Raw genomic sequence first — 24,964 nt, 5'->3', positions numbered from 1 at the left:
ATAATAAATGAAAGAAGAGGATACACATGGTAACAGCGGAAACGAAAGAACGCTACAATAAACTACGCACAATACTGAAAGACATGGGCAGTGTAGTCATCGGTTTTTCCGGTGGCGTAGACAGCACCTTCCTTTCTTATACAGCCCATGATGTACTGCATGATAAAGCCTTGGCTGTAACGGCGGTCTCGCCGACGCTGCCGCACAGCGAAGAAGAAGATGCCGTTTCTATGGCCAAACAAATCGGCATCCATCACCTCGTCGTCCATTCGACGGAGTTTGATGATGAAGAATTTGTCAAGAATCCTATGGACCGTTGCTATATTTGCAAGAAAATCCGTTTTTCAGCTCTCGTAGAGCTGGCAAAGCAGCAGCATTACCAGTGGGTTATCGATGGCGGTAACGTCGATGACTTGGGTGATTTCCGTCCAGGCATGAAGGCCCTGGAAGAACTGTCTGACGCTGTGCGCAGTCCCATGATTGAAGCGGGCCTCACCAAGGCTGATATCCGCGCTCTGTCGAAAGAGCTGGGCCTGCGTACGTGGGATAAGCAAAGCGCCGCCTGTCTCGCCAGCCGCGTGCCTTATGGTGTCGAACTGACGCCGGAACGGCTGCACATGGTAGATGAAGCAGAAAGCGTTATAGCTCCGTACATCAAAGGCTCCCTGCGCGTACGCTATCACGGTGATATTGCCCGCATTGAAGTGGGTGAAGACGAACTGCCTGTAATCTTAGAACACCGCCAGGAAATTGTACAAAAATTGCGTCAATGCGGATTTGTCTACGTTACTTTAGATTTGGGCGGCTATGAAATGGGCAGCCTGAATGAGGTCATTGATACAAACGAGGCGAAATAAATGAAAGTGACCAAAAAAGTGAAGGACGAAATGCTCCAGCGCTTTCAAGACCAGTACGGCATTATGAAGCCAGCCCTGCATTACTCCACACCCTTTGAGCTCATGATTGCCGTTATCTTGTCAGCTCAATGTACGGACGAACGGGTTAACATCGTTACGGCTCAGCTCTTCCCGGAATACAGCAGCCCTGAAAAGATCCTTACCCTGGGTCTTACGGGACTGGAGGAAAAGATCAAGACCTGTGGTCTCTATCACAGTAAGGCCAAGAATATCCTGGCAAACTGTGCCATCCTCTGCGAGCAGTATGGTGGGGAAGTGCCACGGACCTTTGACGAACTGGTTAAGCTCCCCGGCGTAGGCCGCAAGACGGCGAACGTACTCGTGAGCATTCTCTTTGATACGCCGGCCATTGCTGTAGACACGCACGTGTTCCGTGTGGCGAACCGTTTGCAGCTGGCCACGGGTAAGACACCCCTCGAAGTAGAAAAGGGATTGCAAAAGGCCATCCCTAAGGAATGGTGGAGCCGTGCCCATCACTGGCTCATTTGGCATGGCCGCCGCGTCTGCAAGGCCAGAAAACCCTTGTGCGACCAGTGCTTTTTAGCCGATTTATGCCCTGGTAAAGAAGGGTCTTAAGGCCTATGCCGGGAGTGCAAACGCTGACAACGGTATGCTATATGCGTATTTGACAAAGACCTTATATTTATGTAGTATAGAAGGGCGCAGTATTTTCTGGGCGCACGTTACTTTATAAGGGCGGAGGGTTCAGTCATATGAGCTTACAATATGTAAAAGGCAGTTACATGGATGAAATCATGTTTGGTGATAAACCTGTGTTATTTACGCTGGAAGGGCTGGACGAGAAGGACCATGATGAAGCTGTCCGTTACAGTAAAGAAATTTGGGACTGGATTTTACAGCATCATGCCCGCGTCTTGGCTCATGCGCCGCTTATTGCAAACTTTAAAAATAAGAAATGGCGCTCTGATGGTGAACGGGAAATCTCGGCTGATGAGATCAGAGGCTATTTAAATCAGATTAATTCCGTATATGTAAACTATAAGGGCGGCTTCGATATTTTCTTCGATACGAATGAGCTTTTTCAGGAACGATCCATCGTTGTCCGCGTAGGAAGAAATTTCGTTTTTGAAGGCTTCAGCCTTTTGTAATTGTTGTAGAAAGTACGTTTCTATGGTACAATAAAATCAGTTCTAATGAAGAGGTGAATACCATGGCAAAACACATCATTACAATCAATACAGAATCGATTCAGAAAACTGTACAGCATGCAGGCTGCAGCGAATGCCAGACATCCTGCCAGTCCGCTTGCAAAACATCCTGTACTGTAGGCAATCAGATCTGCACGAAGTAAGAATGAAATGACATAAGGGGACGCCCTTTACCGGAAGGTAAAGGGTATTCTTTTTGTATGGAGGAACTATGGCTAAGATACAACCAATGATTCATAAATATTGCCAGAATGGCACATATATGCTGCTCGACGTCAACAGCGGTATTATTAACGTCATCGATAAAATTACGTACGACATCCTCGATACCTATAAAGGGGACAACAAGGATGACGTCTACGCAGCCCTTGACGGCACGTACAGCCGGCAGGACCTGGATGAATCCCTGGCAGAACTGGATGAACTCATTGCCAAAGAAATGCTCTTTGCACCGATGTGTGAAACCTTCAAGGTCGTCGCAGAAGAAGAACCGGTCATTAAATCGCTCTGTCTTAACATTGCCCACGACTGTAATCTGCGCTGCCAGTACTGCTTTGCGTCCCAAGGCGACTACGATACGCATCGCCGGGAGCTCATGAGCTTTGACGTAGCCCGCCGTGCTGTCGATATGCTCATTGAAAGCACCAAGGGCAAGCGTCAGCACTGCGAAATCGATTTCTTCGGCGGCGAACCGCTCATGAACTTCGACGTAGTCAAGCAGACCATCGAATACATCCGGGAACAAGAAAAGATCCACGACAAGGTATTTAAACTGTCTCTGACGACGAACGGTATGCTCCTCGATCCGGCAAAGGTGAAATATTTGACGGATAATCACATCAGCCTCATCTTGAGTCTCGATGGCCGTAAGGAAGTACACGACCGCATGCGTCCTAATGCAGGCGGCCAGGGTTCGTACGAAACGTGTGCCCGCAACCAGGTCTATGCAGCCAAGCACCGCAACGGCGAAGAATATTACGTACGTGGCACGTACACCAAATACAACCTGGATTTTACGAAGGACGTAGAACACATGGCTGACCTGGGCTTTGAAGGGCTTTCGATGGAACCGGTTGTTGGCGATGATCTGTCCTATGCGATTACGGAAGAAGACCTGCCGCGCATCTTTGCGGAATATGAAAACCTGACGGACCTCTACCTGAAACGCCAGCTCGAAGGCCACCCGTTCATTTATTATCACTTCATTATGGATCTCTACCGCGGCCCCTGTATTGCTAAGCGCCTGCGTGGTTGTGGTGCCGGTCATGAATACATGTGCGTTGTACCGAACGGTGACATTTATCCGTGCCATCAGTTTGTTGGCCAGGATGGCTACGTTATTGGCAACGTCTATGACGGCGTGACCAATACGCAGCTGCCGGCCCTCTTTAGGGACATGCACGTTCTCAATAAACCGGAATGCTGTAAGTGCTGGGCGAAGTTCTTCTGCAGCGGCGGCTGTCATGCCAACAACATCAAGTACGGCGGTGATATCCGGACGCCATATGCGTTGAGCTGCCAGATCCAGAAAAAACGTATTGAATGTGCCATGTACATTCAGGCCACGCTGGCCCTGCAAAAACAGCAGGCGCAAGAGGCAGACGCATGACACGCAAGATCAATATTTTTCTCTGGTGTGTTGTTTTTTTCTATCTCATATATGCCATTGCTGTGGAAGGACCGACGGCGAAGCTACTCGTGTTATTGCTCTTAGCCGTCTTCGCTGCGGCAGGTCAGCTGGTCCACAGTAAAAGAAAAAGGTAAGCCTGGGACTGCGCATGCGCAGTCCCTTTTTACGCCAATTTGTTTTTTTAGAAAAAAATAGTCAAATAGCACCAAAATAGTTGACTTTAACTGCATAATGGAGTAACCTTATGTGTAGTTAAAAAGTATACATTTACAATATACCAGGCTCGGAAACGAGTAGTCTCATAGGAGTGATAAAAATGAGTGAATTATTAAGAGTAGAAGGATTACATGTTGCTGTAGAAGGCAAAGAAATCCTCAAAGGACTCGACATAACGATCAATACGGGGGAAACACACGTTATCATGGGCTCGAATGGCGCTGGCAAGTCTACCTTGTTCAATGCTATTATGGGCAATCCTAAATATGTAGTCACAGCCGGGAAAATCTTCTTTGAAGGCCAGGATATTACGGAAGCACCGGTCAATGAACGTGCCAAAGCCGGTATCTTCATGGCCTTCCAGCAGCCTATTGCTGTACAGGGGATTTCTGTAGAAAACTTCATTCGCAACGCGAAGAGCACCGTTTCCGGTGAACAGCAGCGCATCATGCCGTTCCGCAAAAAGCTTCACAAACAGATGGAACAGCTGCGCATGGACCGCTCCTATGCCGAACGCTATGTCAACGATGGCTTCTCCGGCGGCGAACGGAAAAAGACAGAAATTCTCCAAATGTGTATGCTTGAACCGAAACTGACCATGCTCGATGAAATAGACTCGGGTCTCGACGTCGATGCTGTCCGTATTGTTTCTGAAACGGTCGAACAGTATCACAATGAAACCAATTCGATTCTCGTTATTACGCATCACAGTGAAATCCTGCAGAATCTGAAACCTGACTTCGTTCATGTACTCATTGACGGCAAGATCGTTAAGACCGGCGATGCCTCCCTGATCCAGGTCATCGAAGCCAACGGGTACGATGCATTCAGAGGACAGGCCTGATAGGAGGTACGACTATGGCTGATGAAAGAGAAAACATCATTGAAGAACGGGAAAAGAAATTAAATGACGAACGCCAGAAAATAGAAACCTTTTCTGACTTCGGCAATATCTATAACTTTAAAAATGATTTTACCTATTCCTATAAAACAGATGCCGGCCTGACGCCGGAAATTGTCCGCGAAATTTCGGAAAAGAAACATGAACCGCAGTGGATGCTCGATTTCCGTCTGAAATCGCTGGATTTGTTTTATCGCATGAAATTCCCTACGTGGGGGCCCGATATTAGTGAACTCGATATGGATAATATCGTCACCTACGTCCGCCCGAACTCGCAGATGCAGGGCAAGTGGGAAGACGTGCCGGAAGATATTAAAGACACGTTCGACCGCCTGGGTATTCCGGAAGCAGAAAAGACATCCCTCGCCGGTGTCGGCGCCCAGTATGACTCGGAAGTTGTCTACCACAGCATTCAGGACGAACTGGTAGAGCAGGGTGTTATTTATACGGACTTTGATACGGCTCTGGAAAAATACGAAGACGTCGTTAAAGCTCACTTCATGAAGCTTGTACCGCCGTCGGACCATAAGTTTGCAGCCCTCCACGGTGCTGTCTGGTCTGGTGGTTCCTTCGTGTACGTGCCGGCCGGCGTCGATGTTTCTATCCCCTTGCAGAGTTACTTCCGTCTTAATGCACCAGGGGCTGGACAGTTTGAACACACTATGATTATCGTCGAAAAGGGTGCAAAGGTACACTTTATCGAAGGCTGTTCCGCACCGAAATACAATGTAGCCAACCTGCACGCCGGCTGTGTTGAATTGTTCGTCGGCGACGACGCTACGCTGACCTATTCGACCATTGAAAACTGGTCCAAAAATATGTACAACCTGAATACGAAACGGGCTATTGTCGGCAAGAACGGTACGATCAACTGGGTTACCGGGTCCTTCGGTTCCCATACGTCCTGCCTCTATCCTATGAGTATCCTTCAGGGTGAAGGCGCACACTGCGAATTTACAGGTGTTACTTTTGCCGGTGCCGGCCAATATCTCGATACAGGCTCTAAGGTCGTACATAATGCACCGCATACATCGAGCAATATTAACTCCAAATCCATCAGTAAGGGCGGCGGCGTCAGCATTTACCGTGGCTGTGTCGTCATCAACCCGAGAGCAGAAGGAGCCAAAGCCAACGTCAGCTGCGAATCCCTGATGCTGGACGAACAGTCCCAGTCCGATACGATCCCGGCTATTGTCGTCAAGAACGACAACATTGACCTCGGTCATGAAGCCTCTATCGGCCGTATTTCTGATGAAGCAATTTTCTACCTCATGAGCCGCGGCCTTTCCGAAGACGAAGCACGGGCCATGCTCGTACGGGGCTTCGTAGAACCGGTATCCAAGGCACTGCCTCTGGAATATGCCGTAGAAATGAACAATCTTATCAATCTCGAACTTAAAGGTTCGTTGAAATAAGGGAGGAGGAGCAGAATGAGAAAAGATAAGCCTGTTATTGAATATAACCAACTCCCGCGTCCAACCTTTCGCTGGATGAAAGTCAATCATCTGGAACTCGATCCGCTGGCTGCCGGAGCTGTAACTGCCTATACGCCGGCAGAACGCCACGAAGGGGACGTCAGCGTTTCCTTCTATGATGGCAATGGCGTACCCGATTTAGGAGACTTCCAAGGGGCTAACCCGGAAGAACTGCAGCGCGCCCTTACACAAAGTGAAACAGGCTGTGCTGTAAAGACCGCAGCCGGCCAGACCGGTTCCGTTTGGCTCACATATACACTGTGCGATGATCAGCCGCAGCTCACAGGCCAGCTGACTGTCGAAGCCGGTGCCGGCAGTGACCTGCACGTATACCTTCTCTTTGAAGGCGGCAGCGAACAGGGGGCCGTCAACTTCCTGACCTACGTCAAGACAGAAGAAAAAGCCCATGTCAAAATCAGCAAGGTACAGCTCCATGGCGAAAACGTGCGCCACGTAGAACACCGCTACGCCGATGCCGGCAAGGAAAGCGTCGTCGATTATGTGAACGCTGAACTGGGCGGCAAAACGGCCATTTCCTACTACAAGACGGACCTCATGCATGACGAAAGTACCTTTAACAGCAAAGCCATGTATTTAGGCGACAAGGACCAGGTCGTAGACTTTTCGTACTGGGTACCGACGCAGGGCGTCAAAACCAATACGGACATCGTTACCTCCGGGGCTCTTCTCGATACGTCGAAAAAATATTTCCGCGGCACGATTGATTTTCTCCGCGGCGGCAAAAAGGCTGTAGGCTCCGAATCGGACACGTGTATCCTCTTGAGCCCGCAGGTACATTCCATTTCTGTGCCGCTTCTCTTGTGCAAGGAAGACGACGTCGTCGGCAACCATGCCTCCAGTGCCGGCCAGATCGACAAGGATAAACTGTTTTATCTCATGAGCCGTGGCTTTAACGAAGCCGGTGCACAGCTGATCATCGTCGAATCGAACATCCGCCCCATCATCGATGCATTGGGCGATAAAGATTTGGAAAATAAAGCCCTCCAGGCGTTCCGTGAAAAAATGCAATTTTGTCAGAAGAAAGGTGATTGCAATGCTAAATGTACGCAGAGATTTCCCCATCTTGACTAAAGTCCATAACGGACATCAGATCGTTTATTTTGACAACGCAGCGACAACGCAGAAGCCGTACCAGGTTATTCACGCTATCGTAGATCTCTTGGAAAACCACAATGGCAATCCCCATCGTGGCGCCCATGTCCTGAGCATTGAAGCAGGCGAACTGTACGATGAAGCCCGCGAAGCAGTACGCCGCTTTATCAATGCAAAATCGACGCAGGAAATCGTCTTCGTTCGCAATACGACGGAAGCCTTGAACCTCATTTCCCGCAGCTATGGGGAAACACATCTCCATAAAGGCGACAAGATTGTCATTCCCATTTCGGAACATCATTCCAACCTCGTTACGTGGCAGCGTGTCTGCCAAAAGACCGGTGCTGAACTGGACTACATGTATCTCGATGCAGAAGGTCATATTACAGAAGCAGACCTGGCCAAGATCGACGACCGCACGAAGATCGTTTCCTTCGCCGCCGTGAGCAACGTCTATGGCATGAAACGGCCGGTTAAAGAAATCGTAGCCCGTGCTCATGCAGTCGGTGCCGTGGCCATTGTCGACGGGGCCCAGTCCGTACCGCATATGAAGACGGACGTTCAAGATATAGATTGTGATTTCTTCGTCTTCTCAGGCCATAAGATGTGCGGCTCTGCCAGCACAGGCGTCCTCTATGGCAAAAAAGCCATTCTGGAAGATATGGAACCGTTCCTTTTGGGCGGCGATATGATCGAATACGTACAGGAACAGTCGACGACCTTTAACGAACTGCCCTTCAAGTTTGAAGCCGGTTCCCAGAACGTCGAAGGTGCTGTAGCCCTGCACGCAGCTATCGATTACCTGGAAGACCTGGGCATGGATGCCATTGAAGAACACGAACACGAACTGACCACGCGCTGCCTTGAAGGGATGAAAAAAATCCCCCATATCCATATTATCGGCAGCACGGATCCGGCAGAAAAGACGGGCGTCATTACCTTCACCATCGATGGCGTACATCCCCATGATGCGGCTACCATTCTCGACAGCTTTGGTATCGCCATCCGTTCCGGCCATCACTGCGCCCAGCCTTTAGGCTGCCACCTCGGCGTCGAAGCGTCGAACCGGGCCAGCTTCTATATCTACAATACACTGGATGAAGTAGACTATTTCCTGGAAAAACTGCCCCTCGTACGAAAACAGATGGGCTTTAAAGATTAAGGAGCGTCGACGATGGAAAACATGAATGAATTGTACTCTGACATCATTCTGGAACATAACCAGTGTCAGGAAAACAAACACCCCCTGGATCAGGCTAATCTGCAGGAACACGGTCATAACCCGAGCTGTGGCGATGACATTACGCTGCAGGCCGATATCCAGGACGGTATCATTAAAGATGCTGCCTATACGGGCCATGGCTGTGCCATCAGCCAGGCTTCGGCAGACATTATGATCGATCTCATTAAAGGCAAGAGCGTAGAAGAAGCGCTGCGCCTGGTTGACCTCTTCCTCGATATGATCAAACGGGAAGTAACGGATGATGATGAACTGGAAGAACTGGAAGACGCCATTGCCCTGAAAAACATTTCCAATATGCCGGCCCGCGTAAAATGTGCTGTTCTCGCCTGGCATACGCTGAAGGAAGCGTTGGAACGGGATCAGAAATAAAAAACATACGTAAAAAAACACCTCATCGGAATGCCCGCAAGGGCTGCCGGTGAGGTGTTTTGTATGTCTGGGCGCTTAGGCGTTCTTATCTTCCAGGGCTGGTGTGCCGGGCTGAGGCGGTTCGTCTGCGCTGCCTTTGAAATGCAGGTAGATAAAGACGGCTGCCGCAATGACAAAGGCGATGACGCTGGTCATTTGCGCTGATTTCAGACCCAGCGTAAGGGACACGTAGTCTCCGCGCAGGAATTCCAGGAAGAACCGTTCTACGGCGTAGAGCATGACATAGAGGCAGAAAACCTGTCCTTTCTTATGGGGAAAGGAGCTGTAGAAGAGGAGTGCTACGAAAGCCAGAATATCGAGCTGGCCTTCCCACACTTCAGCCGGCCAGAGGGGCTGATTGCCATACGTATGGTAGGCTAACGTCGTTTCCGGGTAGAGAATGCCGAAGTTACCGCCTGTAGGATGGCCGAAGGCATCACCATTCATGAGGTTGGCCATACGGCCAATGGACTGGCCCAGGATGATGGCCGGTGCCAGGAGATCGGCAAAGGCCCATGTATCGATATGGTGATATTTCGTGTAGGCAATGCCGGCAATGGCACCGAAGAGAAGACCTCCCTGGATAGCCATGCCGCCTTGCCAGACGAAGGGGATTTCCAGGAGGTGATTGTGATAGTACGGCCAATCGAAGAAGAACACATCCCAGAGACGGCCGCCGACGATACCGGCGAGACCACAATACATGGTAAAGTCAAATATATGGGTGTGCCAGCCACGGCCGTCGCGTTTCATAATATAGTAGCCCGTAATGCCGGCTGAGACGATGCCCAGCATAAAGAGCAGGCCATAGGCACGGATGGGGAAGGAACCAATAAAAAATAGATATTGATGCATAAAAGAGCGCCCCTTTGTGATATAATAAAAGTCACTGTATAGAAAATTACAGTCGTTTTATTATACAACGGGGCTGTCAATTAGGGAAGTCAGTACCTCTAAGGCGGCAGCCCCCTCGTTTGTAAGGAGATATGCATGGTATATAAAGGTATTGCAAAGAAATTAGCACTCCTGGCGGTGTTGGTCATGACGACAGGCAATGCTGTCTGGGCCGCCCAAAGTGATAGTGCCGGCAAGGAGGCAGATCCGGCTTTTTCCGTGCCGGTTGTACAAAACCCCATAAAAAGTGACACGATTAAAGATTTGCAGATTGTCGACGATGGCCAGCGCTGGCTCGTCACGGACAAGGCTCTGGAGCAGTATGGCGTCTATGCCAATCCCGATAAAGAAGGGCAGTATTGGTTCCGCCTGCCGCAAAACGCGACGGCCGAAAAGGTTCTCGGCCAGGACCGTAACGTGAGCCTGACCCTGCCGGGCGCGAAGAGTAAGGAAGGCCGTAACATCAGCATTGGCCGCATACGCCGCCCTTTGGGTATCAGCTATGTTTTGGACGGTGAAACGAAATCCCTTTTGCCGCCTGCTAAGGCTAAGCGTACGGCGGCAGAGCTGAAGCAGTCTGCCCAGTCTGCTCCGGAAATCACGAAAAAAGGTAATTTGGGAATGGTCCTTTTCTGGGACCCGGTTATGGATGAAAAGAGCCCTATTCCGGAATTAAAGACCAAACAGCCCGTCCTTTCGCCGTGTGCCTTCCGCCTTTCCAGTAAGGGCATTGTCCTGCGCAATCCCGATCTGGATACGCTCATTACGTCGTGGCAGGAAAAAGGCTATGCAGTATGGCCCCTCGTCGATAATGACTTTAGCCCCAAGCTGACCCATGAAGTCTTGTCCCAGCCGAACCTGCGCAAACAGCTTATTAAGGAGCTCATCGGCTACAGCATCCTCTATGACTTTGCCGGCTACAATATCGATTTTGAAAACGTCAACTATAGTGATAGAGACCTCCTGACACAGTTCGTCCGGGAATTTTCCGACGTAGCCCATGCCTACGGCCTGAAAGTTTCCATGGATGTAACGGCTCCGTCGGATAGTCCCAATTGGTCTATGGTATATAATCGCCAAGCCCTCGGTAAAAGCCTTGATTACGTCATGCTCATGGCCTATGATCAGGTAGGCCGCACGAGCCCGGTCGCCGGGCCTACAGCGACGCTGCCCTGGGTAGAAACGTCCATCAAAAATACACTCCAGTCCGTGCCGGCTGAAAAGGTTATTCTCGGCATGCCGCTCTACATGCGCGTATGGTATGAAGCGGCTAATGGCAAGGACCTGCCCAAAGACCTGGCAGACTGGCCGGCAGCTGTAACGGAGACAACTGTAGAAGCTGGCGCCGGTACGAAACCGGCGGCTGCAGCTAAGACAGCCGCCAAGAAGCCCAAGCTCTTCGTGCGCACACTGACCCTTGCTGACAGCCAGGCTGTACGCAACAAATATAAGTCGTCTGTCGTCTGGGACAATGCCCTGGGCCTTTATAAGCTCGACGTACAGCTGCCGGAAGGACGCCTCAAAATCTGGTTTGAAGATGATAAATCCCTTAAAGAAAAAGTAAAACTGATTCCTCAGTACCATTTGGGCGGTGCCTCGTTCTGGCGCAAAGGCTTTGAACCAGCTAATTTTTGGCAGGGATTTGCCAAACATGAATTGACTTGACGTGTTACGACAATTATAATAAAAAAGTCAACAACTTTACCTGCAATACATTTTTAAGATACGGGGGTCGTGCTATGGAAAAATACATTCCACAGGAAATAGAAAAGAAATGGCAGCAAAAATGGCTGGACGAAAAAGTGGATAAATGTCCGGACGAAAGTGATAAACCGAAATATTACGTATTGGAAATGTTCCCGTATCCGTCGGGCAACCTGCACATGGGCCATGTACGTAACTATGCTATTGGCGATGTCATTGCCCGCTACAGAAGAATGCTCGGTTATAATGTCATTCATCCCATGGGCTTTGATGCCTTTGGCATGCCTGCCGAAAATGCGGCGATTCAGCACAACATCCCGCCGGCAAAATGGACCTATGACAACATTGCCAACATGGAACGGCAGCAGAAATCGTTAGGCCTCTCGTATGACTGGGATCGTGAAGTTGCTACGTGCCATAAAGAATACTATAAATGGACGCAGTGGATGTTTGAACTGATGTACAAACGGGGGCTGGCCTATCGTAAGGAAGCCAAGGTTAACTGGTGCGAACATTGCCACACGGTTTTGGCTAACGAACAGGCTGAAGGCGGCATTTGCTGGCGCTGCGACAACCCGGTAGTCAAAAAGGACCTGAAACAGTGGTTCTTCAAGATTACAGACTACGCTGACCGGCTCCTCGACGACCTCGATAAGCTGCCGGGCTGGCCGGAACGCGTTAAGACCATGCAGCGCAACTGGATTGGCCGCAGCGAAGGGGCCAACTTCTTCTTTGAAATTCCGGAAATCAGCGAACGGGTAGAACTCTTCTCGACCCGTGTCGATACGATTTTTGGTGCCAGCTTCGTCGTCCTCGCGCCGGAACACCGCTTTGTCGAACGCATCATCAAAGGCAAACCGAACGAAGCTGAACTGCGTGCCTTTATTGAAAAGATGCGCAACCAGAGCGATATGGAACGGACGTCGGAAGACGTGGAAAAAGTCGGTATGTTTACCGGTGCCTACGCCGTAAATCCGCTCAATAACGAACAGGTACCAATCTGGATTGCTAACTACGTCCTCGTCGATTATGGTACAGGCGCCGTCATGGGCGTTGCCGGCCACGATCAGCGTGACTTCGAATTCTGCAAAAAATACAATATTCCTATCCATTACGTCATTCAGGATACGGAAGGCAAGATCGATTACGAACACGATGAAATTACAGAAGCCTATAAAGGCGAAGGCTATTTGATCAATTCCGGCGAATTCAACGGTCTTTCTATTGAAGAAGGGAAGAAAGCTATTACCCAGTGGCTCGTCGATCACAACTGTGGCAAAGCAACGGTTAACTTCCGTCTGCGCGACTGGCTCATTTCCCGTCAGCGTTACTGGGGTGCGCCTATTCCGGTTGTCTACTGCGAAAAATGTGGCGAACAGCTCGTACCGGAAGAACAGCTGCCGGTTGAACTGCCGGAAGATGTTCAGTTTACAGCCGGCGCTACGTCGCCTCTCGAAACGAGTGAAAAGTTCCTGCACACGACGTGCCCGAAATGCGGTGGTCCTGCTATCCGCGAAACTGATACGATGGATACGTTCCTGTGCTCGTCGTGGTACCACCTGCGCTATACGGATCCGCGCAATACAAAACAGCCCTTCGATCCGAAGAAAGCTAATTACTGGATGAACGTCGACCAGTACATTGGCGGCATCGAACACGCTATTTTGCATCTTATTTATGCCCGTTTCTTCATGAAGGTCCTCCATGATGCGGGGTATGTCGATAAGGTAGAACCGTACGAACGCCTGCTCACACAGGGCATGGTACTCCTCGATGGCAGCAAGATGAGTAAATCCAAGGGGAACGTCGTATCTCCAGAAGAAATCGTTGCCAAATACGGTGCTGATACGGCCCGTCTCTTCATTCTCTTCGCGGCCCCGCCGGAACGTGATCTGCCTTGGTCCGAAACGGGTGTAGAAGGCTCGTACCGCTTCCTCAACCGCGTATGGCGTATTGTCGAACAGTACCTGGATCTGGCGAAAAACGGCGAAGCAGCAGACCGTCCGTATACGGCGGCCGAAAAAGATCTGCGTTTCGTCGAATATACGTCTATCCGTAAGGTAACAGACGACGTTCGTGGCAGTGATGGTCATTATGCCCTCAACACGGCTGTCAGCTCCATCATGGAATTTGTCAACGCCATGTACAACTACGTCGACAAGAACCAGACCATCCGTCGCGATGTAGCTGAAGAAGCCATGCAAAACCTGCTCAAGGTACTGGCTCCGTTTACGCCGCATATTGCAGCCGAACTGTGGCAGCAAGCGGGCTTCGACGGTGATGTACATCAGCAGGAATGGCCGCACGTCGATGAAACAGCCCTTCAGGTCGATGAAATCGAACTGCCGATCCAGGTCAACGGCAAGGTCCGCGACCGCATTACGGTACCTGTCGAAATGGACCAGGACAAGCTGCGTGAGCTGGCTCTGGAACGGCCGCACGTTAAAGCCTTTGTCGAAGGCAAACAGGTCGTTAAATTCATTGTCGTACCAAAGAAGATTATCAACATTGTCGTTAAATAAATACATGCTAAAAGGGGATGCCATCGTGCATCTCCTTTTTCCCATAAGGAGGAGATGGCCATGGAAGAACGGTTGAGCCCGACGCGCCACGTCAAGGCCCTCCATTGTTTAAATAATATACCTTGTGCCGTCCTGCTGCCCGTCGTCACAGTAGACGGAGAAGAACACGTGCTCTTTGAAGTACGCAGCAGCAAACTGGCTTGGCAGCCCCGGGATATTTGCTTTCCCGGCGGTAAAATAGAAGCAGCTGATGCAAACGCCCAGGACGCGGCTATCAGGGAAACGGAAGAGGAACTGGGCATAGCGAGAAGTGCCATAGAAATTCTGGGGCCTCTGGATTATTTGGAATCTATGGTAGGTGTTACGGTCTGGCCCTTTGCAGCACGCTTACACAGCCTTGATTTTTCAATTAGCAGGGATGAACTCGATGAAGTCTTTACCGTGCCCCTGGCCTGGCTGCGCCAGTATCAGCCGGAAGAAAAGCGCATGGAAATTGCCACCCGGCCGGGCCCGGATTTCCCGTCTGATTTATTGCGTAGTGCTGCACCGGATACGACGAGCGAATGGCGGCGCCGCAAGACCTATTCGGTCTACATTTACCGCTATGAAAATCATGTGATATGGGGTATTACAGCCCATATTTTGCGCCATTTCCTGAGCTTATACTAAGTCCTGGCAGATGCGCTATGATAAAATAAATAAGGCATAAACATGCAAAATAATAGAACCTGATAGTCATTATTTGTTAGGGCATAACTGCGGTTTTAGATTTATTTTATTATTTGTGGGAACTATTTGCTATGAGTAAACGGAATGGATATATTGTATAAAGTGCTGTTTTTTCTATTGATTAAATACGTGAAAAGTTGTACAATGCAAATGTAAGAACTTGCAGGCTCTATCCGTTTGTCCTGTAGCAGTACGGATGATATATCCGGTACCCGCGTGTGGGTAAAAGGCCGTACAGCTCGCCTATGTTGTACCGCTATTTCAGCCCGGATGTATGAAGTTTTTGCATACCATGTGTTAAGGAGAGTGTAAACCAAATGGATTTTAACTTGACAGACGTACATCAGGAATTTATCAATCTCGCAGCTGATTTTGGCAAAAAGAAATTGGCTCCGACGATCACAGAACGTGACCACCAGGGTATTTTTGACGAAGATCTCGTCAGCGAAATGCTCGGCCTCGGCCTCTGCGGCGCTTATTTTGAAGAAAAATACGGCGGTGCAGAATGCGACGTATTGAGCTATATCCTCGCTGTAGAAGAATTGGCTAAATATGACGCAGGTATGTCCATTACCCTGTCGGCTACTGTTTCCCTCTGCGCAAACCCGATTTGGCAGTTCGGTACAGAAGCTCAGAAAGAAAAATACCTCACCCCGTTGGTTGAAGGTACAAAACTCGGCGCTTTCGGCCTGACAGAACCGAATGCCGGCACGGATGCTTCCGGCCAGCAGACGGTAGCTGTTAAAAACGAAGACGGCTCGTATACGCTGAACGGCTCCAAAATCTTCATCACAAACGGTGGCGCAGCCGATATTTATATCGTCTTTGCTATGACTGACAAAACCCAGGGCAACCACGGCATTAGTGCTTTCATCGTAGAAAAAGGCATGCCTGGCTTCACCTTTGGCAAAAAAGAAGACAAACTCGGTATTCACACGTCCCAGACGATGGAACTCGTTTTCCAGGACGTAAAGGTTCCTGCTGAAAACCTCCTCGGCCAGGAAGGCAAAGGCTTCAAGATTGCTATGATGACCTTGGATGGCGGCCGTATTGGCGTTGCTGCCCAGGCTCTCGGTATTGCTGAAGCAGCCCTCCAGGATGCCGTTGAATATTCCAAACAGCGTGTACAGTTCGGCAAACCGCTTTGCAAATTCCAGTCCATTTCCTTCAAATTGGCTGACATGAAGATGAAAGTCGAAGCTGCACGTTTCCTCGTATACAAAGCTGCCTGCAAGAAACACGAAGGCCAGCCGTTCACAGTAGATGCTGCTATTGCCAAGAGAGTTGCTTCTGACGTAGCTATGGAAATCGCTACGGAAGCCGTTCAGATCTTCGGTGGCTATGGCTACAGCGAAGAATACCCGGTAGCTCGTCATCTCCGCGATGCTAAGATCACGCAGATCTACGAAGGCACCAACGAAGTACAGCTCATGGTTACAGCAGGTGCACTTCTCCGCTAATTTATGGTATGCTATTGACGCAGACATTAGTTCTGCTGATATAAAATTATATTTAGGAGGCAACAGAAATATGGAAATATTGGTATGTGTCAAACAGGTTCCAGACACAGCAGAAGTTAAGATTGATCCCGTAAAACATACCGTCATTCGTGCCGGTGTACCGAACATCTTCAATCCGTTCGACCAGAACGCTTTGGAAGCTGCTCTTCAGTTAAAAGATAATCAGGGCGCAAAGGTTACCTTGCTTTCCATGGGGCCCCCGCAGGCAAAAGACGTTCTTCGCGAAGGTTTAGCTATGGGCGCTGATGAAGCATATCTCCTGACCGACCGTAAAGTCGGTGGTTCCGATACTCTTGCTACAGGCTACTGCATTGCACAGGCCATCAAGAAAGTAACTGAACTCAAAGGTATTGAAAAATTCGATATCATTCTTTGCGGCAAACAGGCTATCGATGGCGATACAGCTCAGGTTGGCCCGCAGATCGCTTGCGAACTCGGCATTCCGCAGATCACATACGCTGCTGATCTGAAAGTCGAAGGCGACACCGTTACTGTTAAACAGCAGAACGAAGAAGGCTATATCGTAACAGAAGCTAAATTCCCTGTTTTGATCACGGCTGTAAAAGAATTGAACGAACCACGCTTCCCGACCATCCGTGGTACGATGAAAGCAAAACGCCGCGAAATTCCTGAACTGTCTGCTGACGACGTAAAGGCTGATGAATCTAAGATCGGTTTGAGCGGTTCGCCGACAAAAGTTCGTAAGATTTTCACACCGCCTCAGAGAACTCAGGGTCTCGTAATTCCTGTCGAAGATGACAATTACCAGGCAGCAGTTGACACATTGATGGAAAAACTGACTGAACAGAAGATCATTTAATTCTAAGGAGGAAAAGTGAAAATGGATTTAGCAGAATACAAAGGCATATATGTAATTGCTGAACAATTCGAAGGCAAATTACGTAACGTATCTTTCGAACTGTTGGGCCAGGCTCGCGTTTTAGCTGACACCATCGGTGATGAAGTAGGTGCGATCCTCATTGGTCATAACGTAAAACCGTTGGCACAGGAACTGATTGCTCATGGCGCTCACAAAGTATACGTATATGATGACGAAAAACTCGAAAACTACAATACGACGGCATATGCAAAAGTTATTTGCGACTTCTTCAACGAAGTAAAACCGAACGTATTCCTCGTTGGCGCTACGAACATCGGCCGTGACCTCGGCCCGCGTGTTGCCAACTCCCTGCAGACTGGCCTTACGGCTGACTGCACAGGCCTCGCTGTTGACGACGACAACAAGACGATCGTTTGGACTCGTCCGGCTCTCGGCGGCAACATCATGGCTGAAATCATTTGCCCGGATAACCGTCCGCAGATGGGTACTGTTCGCCCGAACGTATTCAAAAAACCGGAAGCTGATCCGAGCGCAACTGGTGAAGTTATCGAAAAGACGGCTAACCTCACAGATGCTGACTTCATGACGAAATTCGTTGAACTCATCAAAATGGGCGGCGAAGGCGTTAAAATCGAAGAAGCTGACGTTATCGTTTCCGGCGGCCGTGGCATGAATGGTCCTGAACCGTTCACAGGCATGCTGAAAGACTTGGCTGATCTCCTCGGCGGTGCTGTTGGTGCTTCCCGTGCAGCTGTTGATGCTGGCTGGATCGACGCTCTCCATCAGGTAGGCCAGACAGGTAAAACTGTAGGTCCTAAGATCTACATTGCTTGCGGTATCTCCGGCGCTATCCAGCATCTCGCTGGCATGAGCGGTGCTGATTGCGTTATCGCTATCAACAAAGACGAAGATGCTCCGATCTTCAAAGTATGCGACTATGGTATCGTTGGCGACGCATTCAAAGTCGTTCCGATGCTCACAGAAGCTATCAAAAAAATCAAAGGCTAATTGATTCGTCAAGACGCTTAAAAGACCTGTCTCGTAAGAGACAGGTCTTTTTTTGGGCTCTTTGTATAGGCTAGCCCTTCCTGTTAACGAAGTTCCTTCCAATCCTTTACATAAGGGCCGGCCGGCTTTCTTTCGTCAACAAGGCCTACTAAATAATCAATGGACGTTTCATAGAAACGAGCCAAAATGGCCAGGCGGGCAATAGAAATTTTTCTCTTTCCTGATTCATACAGGCTGTATGCAACCTGTGTGCAATGCAGCATGTCTGCAATTTCCTGCTGGGAACGTCTGGCTTCATACCGTAATTCTCTCAGTCTGCCGTATTCTTGCATAGGTCATCTCTCCTGTCGGTGGTGCAAAACCTGAGATATCGTATATAAACTGCAGAGGTAGAAGCTTCCGCGTTTTATATCAATATTAAATATTTTTTCTACTATCATTATACCACGTTATATACCAAAATATAATGTTTCTTGAGAAAAAGGTAGTAATAATTACTAATTAATATAAATTACTAGTATAAAATCTCTAAAAGTAATTATGAAACAAGACAAATTGTTTTAAAAAATTAACCCCTTCCTTTCTAGGATGCTGTCATCCTCAGCAATAATAGAAGAGCAGACATATCTAAAAAAATAACCGGTGCATAACAAAATAATATTCATGTATTCAATCTTGACTTTTATGAAAAAGAGCCGTATACTGAACAAGTAAATTGAAGTTGATAAAGGCTTTGATAAGGACAAGATCATCGGTCACTTTATGCAGAGAGGGATACATATGCTGCGAGTATCCTATAGAGAAACGATGCATTACCACCTTGGAGCTGATCATTGGAACAAAGTACAGTGATACGGTCGTACCGTTACAGCGCTTGAGTACATGAAAGGCCTGGCCTTCCATGAACTAGGGTGGAACCACGTGAGTATGCTCTCGTCCCTTGCGGACGAGAGCTTTTTGTTTACAAAGGAGGATTTTTTATGGCAGAATTAATTTTGAAAGATGGCACAAAGAAATCATTTGCCGATGGTATTTCGTTGCAGGAAGCTGTGAAACAGCTGAGCAACAGCTTGGCGAAAAAAGTACTCGTCGCAAAGGTCAATGGGGAAGTAACGGATTTGCGCGAAACGATTATAGATGGTTCGACAGTTGAATTCCTGGGCGCTGATACACAGGAAGGCAAGGATACCTTACGCCATACGGCTGCCCATATTATGGCGCAGGCCATTCAGCACCTTTTCCCGGGCGTCAAATTTGCGATTGGCCCGTCCATTGAAAATGGCTTCTACTACGATATGGATACGGAACACCGCTTTACACAGGAAGATTTCGCAGCCATCGAAGCCGAAATGGCCAAAATCGTCAAGGAAAACCTGCCTCTCGAAAAAGAAGTGATCAGCCGCGACGCTGCTCTTGATATGTTCAAGAAAGCCGGCCAGGATTACAAGGTAGAACTGATTCAGGATCTGCCGGCAGACGTACAGATTTCCCTCTATCGCCAAGGCGACTTCGTTGACCTCTGTAGAGGGCCTCACGCAGCTTCTACAGGCGCTGTCAAGGCCTTTAAGCTGCAGACTGTTGCCGGTGCGTACTGGCGCGGTGATGAACACAACAAGATGCTCCAGCGTATTTATGGGACAGCTTTTGAAAAGAAATCGGAATTGGAAGACTATCTTCACATGCTTGAAGAAGCCGAAAAACGTGATCATCGTAAACTGGGCAAGCAGATGGATCTCTTCAGCTTCCACGAAGAAGGCCCGGGCTTCCCGTTCTTCCATGCTAAAGGCATGGTACTCCGTAAGACACTGCTGAAATTCTGGTATGAACTTCATTCGGAAGCCGAATACGATGAAATCAGCACACCGACGATCCTCAGCCGTCATCTGTGGGAACAGTCCGGCCACTGGGATCACTATCGTGACAACATGTATTTCACCACCATTGATGATGAACCGTATGCAATCAAACCGATGAACTGCCCAGGCGGTATCCTCGTATATAAGAGCAACGTCCACAGCTATCGTGATTTCCCCATGCGGATGGCAGAACTGGGCCTCGTTCATCGTCATGAATTGCACGGTGCCCTGCACGGTCTCTTCCGCGTCCGCTGCTTTACCCAGGATGACGCACACATCTTCATGCTGCCGAGCCAGATGAAATCGGAAATCCGCGGCGTTATGGATCTTTTCGATAAAGCCTACAAGGTATTCGGCCTGGACTATCACGTAGAACTGTCCACTCGTCCGGAAGACTCCATGGGCTCCGATGAAATTTGGGACCTCGCTACCAATACCCTGCGTGAAGTCATTGAAGAACGGGGGATTCCTTATCAGATCAATGAAGGTGACGGCGCGTTCTACGGCCCGAAACTGGACTTCCACGTTAAGGATTCCATTGGCCGTACGTGGCAGTGCGGTACAATCCAGCTCGATATGCTCATGCCGGAACGCTTCGACATGACCTACATCGGCGAAGATGGCCAGAAACATCGTCCGGTCATGGTACATCGTACCTGCTTCGGTTCGGTTGAACGGTTCTTGGGCATCCTCATCGAAAACTATGGCGGTGCCTTCCCAGTATGGCTCGCTCCGGTACAGGTCAAATTCCTGCCGATTTCGGACAAACACTTGGAATATGCCAAAGAATTGCGTAAGAAATTCAAGAAACTCGGCATCCGCGTAGAAGTAGACGAAAGCAACGAAAAGATTGGCTATAAGATCCGCAAAGCCCAGATGGAAAAGGTTCCGTACATGGCTATCATTGGCGATAAGGAAATGGAAAGCCAGACTCTCTCCATCCGCGATCGTTCTAAAGGTGATATTGGCGCCAAACCGATCGATGAATTCATTGCCCACATTCAGGATCTCACGGAATCCCGTAAAGGCTAAGTATAACGTAATATAGAAAAGAGAGAAGGCGTACGGCTCACACAGGCCGTACGCCTTTTGTCATATAAGATAACAAATAAATAATAAAAAGGAAAATTATTTGCTGGTTTAACGTTTACCTTAAAATAAAATCAGAAAATAGCCTTGACTTTGGGGGAGTTTCCTGTATAATAATACTCAACAACAAGATAAGTTAAAAGTTGTGATGGAAAAAAGTAATACTGCTTATATCTCTCAGAGAGCCGGTGGTCGGTGCGAACCGGTGGGTGCCGCAGTGTGAAGTTCGTTCCTGAACTGTGCGATTGAAATACGAGTAGGTTGCATCGGAGTAGCTGCCGTTACACAGCCATGAGTTGATCTGATTCGAGATAAGCAGGGTGGTACCGCGGATATAATTCCGTTCCTGAGGTACTGCTCTTTTTTTATACTCTAACCGGATAAGCAGGGTGGTACCGCGAGACAATCGTCCCTCTATGAGGGACGATTTTTTTATTTATTCATTTTGATGTATAGAAAGGGGTTTTACACATGGAGACGACATGGATTCAAGTGCTTATTATTTTAGCTTATATTGGTGTCCTCTTTGGTATTAGCTGGTATGTAAAACGGCGCGCTGCCGGATCGACGGAAGAATACGTCCTGGCCGGCCGCAAACTGACGACACCGCTGATTACCGTTTCAATCGTCGGTCTGGCAGTCGGCGGCGCGTCTACGATTGGCGTAGCCGAACAAGCGTATAAGGTTGGTCTGTCGGCCGGCTGGTATACAGCCGCCTGGGGCATTGGCGCCGTCGTCATGGGCCTGACAGTAGCTAAGAAATACCGTCAGCTCAACATTACGACCATCCCGGAATTGCTCGAACGCTACTACGACCGTCCGGCGATGATCGCCGGCATTGCCTGTCAGATTCTCGTGCAGCTCGTCATTATGAGCCTGCAGTACGTCGCCGGCGGCGCTATCTTAGCTGCACTCATGCCGGACATCTTCACACCGCTTACGGGCATGCTCACGAGTGCCGTCGTTTTCATCGGCATTACGCTCATCGGCGGTATGTGGTCGGCAAGCCAGTCTAACGTCCTCAATGTAACCCTCCAATATATCGGCATTACCGTCGCCGCCTTCCTCATTCTGGCTATGGCCGGCGGCATCGACACGGTCGCCATTCAGGCACCGTCGGTCACGTCCCTTGATTTCATTTCCGGTGTCGGTCCCATGACCATTGTTACGTGGATTGTCGTCTTGGTTACGGTTAACATTTCGCTGCAAGCCATCATTCAGATTTCCCTGGGTGCCAAGAACGTACAGACCGCCCGCCGTGGCTTCATCATCGGCGGTTTGATCATGCTTCCGGTCGGCTTCATCGCCGCTCTCCTCGGCGTCATTGCCGCAGAAATGTATCCTCAGATTTCTCCGACGTCGGCGTTGCCGCAGCTGATCATGGGCCTCAATCCCTGGATCGCCGGTATCACTTTGGCCTCCCTCTGGGCCGCAGATGTGAGTACTGCCTGTAACCTGCTCCTTTCGGCAGCAACGCTCTATTCCCACGATATTCACAAACAGTTCATCAGCCCGGATATGTCCGATGCCAAATATATGAAGGTGACCCGCGTATCTGTCCTCCTCTTGGGACTCTTGACATTAGGCTTCGCCCTTACCATTAGCGGCATCATTTCGACCCTCATGGCGGGTCTTTCCCTCATGACAGCCTTTGCTGTTATCATCCTCATGACCATGTACGCACCGAAATATTGTGCCAAGAAGGCAGCTTTCTACACGCTCATGGCTTCCATTATCGTTCTCGTTCTCTGGATGCTCGTTCCGGAAGTACGCGTACTGCCGCACGTCATTTATGCAGAATGGATCGTCTGTGCCCTCGTCTTCGGCGGCACGAGCCTCTTATCCCGCAATGTTATCGTAACGGAAGAAGCGGCAGAAAAAGCAAAACCCGTGACAGCTCCTGTACAGCACTGAATCCGTCATGTCGTTTCCTGACCGGCCTGTTTCCCACTTTAAGGTGAGACAGGCCGGTTCTTTTGTCTCGCCGAATAAATATGGTATACTTAAGAATAAGGCCAATGCAGGGCCTCTGCAAGAGTCACAGAAAGGTGGAAGAAATATATGATTATCAACTGGTTCCCCGGCCATATGGCCAAGGCCCGTCGTTTAATAGAAGATAACCTGAAGGTCATCGATGTGGTTATTGAGCTCGTCGACGCGCGCATACCTTTGAGCAGTACGAATCCCATGATTGCCAAGCTCATCGGCCAGAAGCCGTCTATCGTCGTCCTTAATAAGTCTGACCTGGCCGATCCGGAATGCCTCAAGGAATGGATGGCCTGGTATAAGCAGCAAGGCCGTCTGGTCATCGCCATGGACAGCAAGGGCGGCAAGGGGGTCAAACAACTGACAGCATTGGCTCAGCAGCTGGCTAAGCCGAAGCTCGATCACTGGAAGGCCCGGGGCTTGAAGACGCGCTCTGTGCGGACCATGATCTTAGGTATACCGAACGTAGGCAAATCGACGCTGATCAATAAATTATCGCACCGCAATGTAGCCAAGACGGCTGATAAGCCCGGCGAAACGAAGGGTAAACAATGGGTGCGTATTGGCAATCAGCTGGACCTCCTCGATACGCCGGGTGTTCTCTGGCCCAAGCTGGAAGACCAGGTCAGTGCGTACCGTCTGGCTGCCACAGGTGCCATTTCCGATACGGTCTTTGATATGGAAACGGTTATGACCCAGCTCATTACGGAGCTCAGCCGCTGGTATCCCCAGGCCCTCATGACACGCTATAAATTGACAGAGCTCTCAGACGACCCACTGGTCACGATCGACATGATTGGCCACAAACGGGGCTGTATCGTCGCCGGCGGCGTAGTCGATTTGGAAAAAACGTACAAGCTTATCTTAAAGGAATTCCGCGAAGGAAAAATCGGCCCTATCTCGTTGGACCGGGTCACTGAGATGACAGAAGGGGCGAAGTAAGATGGATATTAGCCAATTAAAGGTAGCTCAAATCAAGGCTCTCCTGAACGCAGACGAAACGGATGTGCCGCAGCTTCTGGAAGCCATGCAGCATGACAAGCGTGTATCCGTCCAAAAGGAGGCAGCTGCCTTCATGCGCCGTAAAGTAAAGGAAGAGGAGGAGCGGGAACGGCTGCTCCAGATGTACGCGTATGAGACGCAGTATTACAATGAAAATATCTACCATGTTGCCGGTATCGATGAGGCAGGCCGCGGACCGGCAGCCGGCCCGGTCATGATTGCGGCGGTCATCCTGCCGCCGTACTGGGAATGTCCCGGCCTGAACGACAGCAAAAAGGTTTCGCCGGCCAAACGGGACCTCCTTTACGATAAGATCATGGAGGAAGCCGTGGCCGTTTCCTGTATTGCCAAGTCGGAAAAGGAAATCGATGCCCTCGATATATATCATGCTACACAGCAGGGCATGTATGACGCTGTCGCCGCCTTGAAGGTCCGGCCCGAAGAGGTATTAGTCGATGCCATGCCATTGCCGGACCTGGCCATACCCCATCGCTCTCTCGTGCACGGCGATGCCCTCAGCGCGTCCATTGCCGCCGCCTCTATCATTGCCAAGGTGACACGAGACAGGCTAATGGTAGCCTATGATAAAGAATACCCGGAGTACGGATTTGCTGTTCACAAGGGGTATTTGACGCAGGCCCACATGGATGCCTTACAGCAATACGGACCGTGTCCTATTCACCGGCGCAGCTTTGAGCCGATTAAAAGCATGGTCCAGACATACACGAAAGGGTGAAAGAA

The 24,964-nt window shown here is 49.6% G+C and carries 22 protein-coding genes and 2 other annotated features; of the genes, 20 read left to right on the top strand and 2 right to left on the bottom strand.

What is annotated here, in order from left to right:
• Window positions 1–26 precede the first annotated feature (26 nt).
• The 10 genes from larE to sufU all read left to right on the top strand — a co-directional run bounded on the left by larE (window position 27) and on the right by sufU (window position 9,033).
• Window positions 27–857, top strand: coding sequence for an ATP-dependent sacrificial sulfur transferase LarE (gene larE / locus PGX44_RS00860; protein WP_186503882.1), 831 nt, complete (start codon window positions 27–29; stop codon window positions 855–857).
• Window positions 858–1,493 (top strand): endonuclease III, encoded by a 636-nt coding sequence (nth, locus tag PGX44_RS00855; RefSeq protein WP_498853856.1) that lies wholly within the window; start codon window positions 858–860, stop codon window positions 1,491–1,493.
• 137 nt (window positions 1,494–1,630) lie between these two features.
• Complete coding sequence (locus PGX44_RS00850; RefSeq protein ID WP_186503879.1) at window positions 1,631–2,026, top strand: hypothetical protein; 396 nt, start codon at window positions 1,631–1,633, stop codon at window positions 2,024–2,026.
• A 62-nt stretch (window positions 2,027–2,088) separates the two neighbouring features.
• Window positions 2,089–2,229: a six-cysteine ranthipeptide SCIFF gene (gene scfA, locus PGX44_RS00845; protein ID WP_186503878.1), complete on the top strand. Its 141-nt coding sequence runs from the start codon at window positions 2,089–2,091 to the stop codon at window positions 2,227–2,229.
• A gap of 68 nt (window positions 2,230–2,297) precedes the next feature.
• Entirely contained in the window at window positions 2,298–3,695 is a 1,398-nt protein-coding gene (scfB, locus tag PGX44_RS00840) for a thioether cross-link-forming SCIFF peptide maturase (protein WP_186503877.1), read from the top strand.
• A 337-nt stretch (window positions 3,696–4,032) separates the two neighbouring features.
• The gene (gene sufC / locus PGX44_RS00835; RefSeq protein WP_288201230.1) at window positions 4,033–4,776 is read left to right on the top strand and encodes a Fe-S cluster assembly ATPase SufC; all 744 of its coding nucleotides are present in this window, start codon (window positions 4,033–4,035) and stop codon (window positions 4,774–4,776) included.
• Between the two features lie 14 nt (window positions 4,777–4,790).
• Complete coding sequence (gene sufB / locus PGX44_RS00830) at window positions 4,791–6,248, top strand: Fe-S cluster assembly protein SufB (RefSeq protein ID WP_222433662.1); 1,458 nt, start codon at window positions 4,791–4,793, stop codon at window positions 6,246–6,248.
• 15 nt (window positions 6,249–6,263) lie between these two features.
• Window positions 6,264–7,400, top strand: coding sequence for a SufB/SufD family protein (locus PGX44_RS00825; RefSeq protein WP_498853855.1), 1,137 nt, complete (start codon window positions 6,264–6,266; stop codon window positions 7,398–7,400).
• Window positions 7,363–8,583: an aminotransferase class V-fold PLP-dependent enzyme gene (locus PGX44_RS00820; RefSeq protein WP_222433661.1), complete on the top strand. Its 1,221-nt coding sequence runs from the start codon at window positions 7,363–7,365 to the stop codon at window positions 8,581–8,583. The genes PGX44_RS00825 and PGX44_RS00820 overlap by 38 nt, the downstream gene beginning before the upstream one ends.
• Window positions 8,584–8,595: 12 nt before the next feature.
• Window positions 8,596–9,033 carry a Fe-S cluster assembly sulfur transfer protein SufU gene (gene sufU / locus PGX44_RS00815; protein WP_186503872.1) on the top strand — a complete coding sequence of 146 codons (438 nt, stop codon included), beginning with the start codon at window positions 8,596–8,598 and terminating at the stop codon, window positions 9,031–9,033.
• A gap of 75 nt (window positions 9,034–9,108) precedes the next feature.
• On the opposite strand, the gene lgt is transcribed toward sufU, so the two are convergent.
• Complete coding sequence (gene lgt / locus PGX44_RS00810; RefSeq protein WP_498853854.1) at window positions 9,109–9,927, bottom strand: prolipoprotein diacylglyceryl transferase; 819 nt, start codon at window positions 9,925–9,927, stop codon at window positions 9,109–9,111.
• A 135-nt stretch (window positions 9,928–10,062) separates the two neighbouring features.
• Between lgt and PGX44_RS00805 the strand changes: the two genes are divergently transcribed.
• The 6 genes from PGX44_RS00805 (at window position 10,063) to PGX44_RS00780 (ending at window position 18,290) form a co-directional block, all read left to right on the top strand.
• The gene (locus PGX44_RS00805; RefSeq protein ID WP_498853853.1) at window positions 10,063–11,631 is read left to right on the top strand and encodes a glycosyl hydrolase family 18 protein; all 1,569 of its coding nucleotides are present in this window, start codon (window positions 10,063–10,065) and stop codon (window positions 11,629–11,631) included.
• A 74-nt stretch (window positions 11,632–11,705) separates the two neighbouring features.
• On the top strand, window positions 11,706–14,192 hold the full coding sequence (gene leuS, locus PGX44_RS00800; protein ID WP_498853852.1) for a leucine--tRNA ligase: 2,487 nt from the start codon (window positions 11,706–11,708) through the stop codon (window positions 14,190–14,192).
• A gap of 60 nt (window positions 14,193–14,252) precedes the next feature.
• Complete coding sequence (locus PGX44_RS00795) at window positions 14,253–14,861, top strand: NUDIX hydrolase (RefSeq protein ID WP_498853851.1); 609 nt, start codon at window positions 14,253–14,255, stop codon at window positions 14,859–14,861.
• Between the two features lie 377 nt (window positions 14,862–15,238).
• Window positions 15,239–16,381 carry an acyl-CoA dehydrogenase gene (locus tag PGX44_RS00790; RefSeq protein WP_498853850.1) on the top strand — a complete coding sequence of 381 codons (1,143 nt, stop codon included), beginning with the start codon at window positions 15,239–15,241 and terminating at the stop codon, window positions 16,379–16,381.
• Window positions 16,382–16,451: 70 nt separating this feature from the next.
• Window positions 16,452–17,261: an electron transfer flavoprotein subunit beta/FixA family protein gene (locus tag PGX44_RS00785; RefSeq protein ID WP_186503861.1), complete on the top strand. Its 810-nt coding sequence runs from the start codon at window positions 16,452–16,454 to the stop codon at window positions 17,259–17,261.
• A 21-nt stretch (window positions 17,262–17,282) separates the two neighbouring features.
• Window positions 17,283–18,290 (top strand): electron transfer flavoprotein subunit alpha/FixB family protein, encoded by a 1,008-nt coding sequence (locus PGX44_RS00780; RefSeq protein WP_289001707.1) that lies wholly within the window; start codon window positions 17,283–17,285, stop codon window positions 18,288–18,290.
• Between the two features lie 83 nt (window positions 18,291–18,373).
• On the opposite strand, the gene PGX44_RS00775 is transcribed toward PGX44_RS00780, so the two are convergent.
• Entirely contained in the window at window positions 18,374–18,622 is a 249-nt protein-coding gene (locus PGX44_RS00775; protein WP_186503859.1) for a helix-turn-helix domain-containing protein, read from the bottom strand.
• 392 nt (window positions 18,623–19,014) lie between these two features.
• Window positions 19,015–19,234: a binding site (T-box leader), on the top strand.
• 36 nt (window positions 19,235–19,270) lie between these two features.
• On the opposite strand from PGX44_RS00775, the gene thrS reads away from it, so the two are divergent.
• From thrS to rnhB, 4 genes are all read left to right on the top strand, one after another.
• Window positions 19,271–21,178 (top strand): threonine--tRNA ligase, encoded by a 1,908-nt coding sequence (thrS, locus tag PGX44_RS00770; protein WP_498853849.1) that lies wholly within the window; start codon window positions 19,271–19,273, stop codon window positions 21,176–21,178.
• 193 nt (window positions 21,179–21,371) lie between these two features.
• Window positions 21,372–21,586 (top strand) — a binding site (T-box leader).
• A gap of 120 nt (window positions 21,587–21,706) precedes the next feature.
• On the top strand, window positions 21,707–23,149 hold the full coding sequence (locus tag PGX44_RS00765; protein ID WP_498853848.1) for a sodium:solute symporter family protein: 1,443 nt from the start codon (window positions 21,707–21,709) through the stop codon (window positions 23,147–23,149).
• A 147-nt stretch (window positions 23,150–23,296) separates the two neighbouring features.
• Window positions 23,297–24,163: a ribosome biogenesis GTPase YlqF gene (gene ylqF, locus PGX44_RS00760; protein WP_498853847.1), complete on the top strand. Its 867-nt coding sequence runs from the start codon at window positions 23,297–23,299 to the stop codon at window positions 24,161–24,163.
• A gap of 1 nt (window position 24,164) precedes the next feature.
• On the top strand, window positions 24,165–24,959 hold the full coding sequence (rnhB, locus tag PGX44_RS00755; protein WP_498853846.1) for a ribonuclease HII: 795 nt from the start codon (window positions 24,165–24,167) through the stop codon (window positions 24,957–24,959).
• Window positions 24,960–24,964 lie beyond the last annotated feature (5 nt).

The sequence above is a fragment of the Caecibacter sp. AF58-12pH5A genome, assembly GCF_027681725.1.
In the GTDB taxonomy this organism is placed as follows: domain Bacteria; phylum Bacillota; class Negativicutes; order Veillonellales; family Megasphaeraceae; genus Megasphaera; species Megasphaera hominis.
Note: the sequence above shows the minus strand (reverse complement) of the source record. Positions and strands in the feature narration are given on the sequence as shown.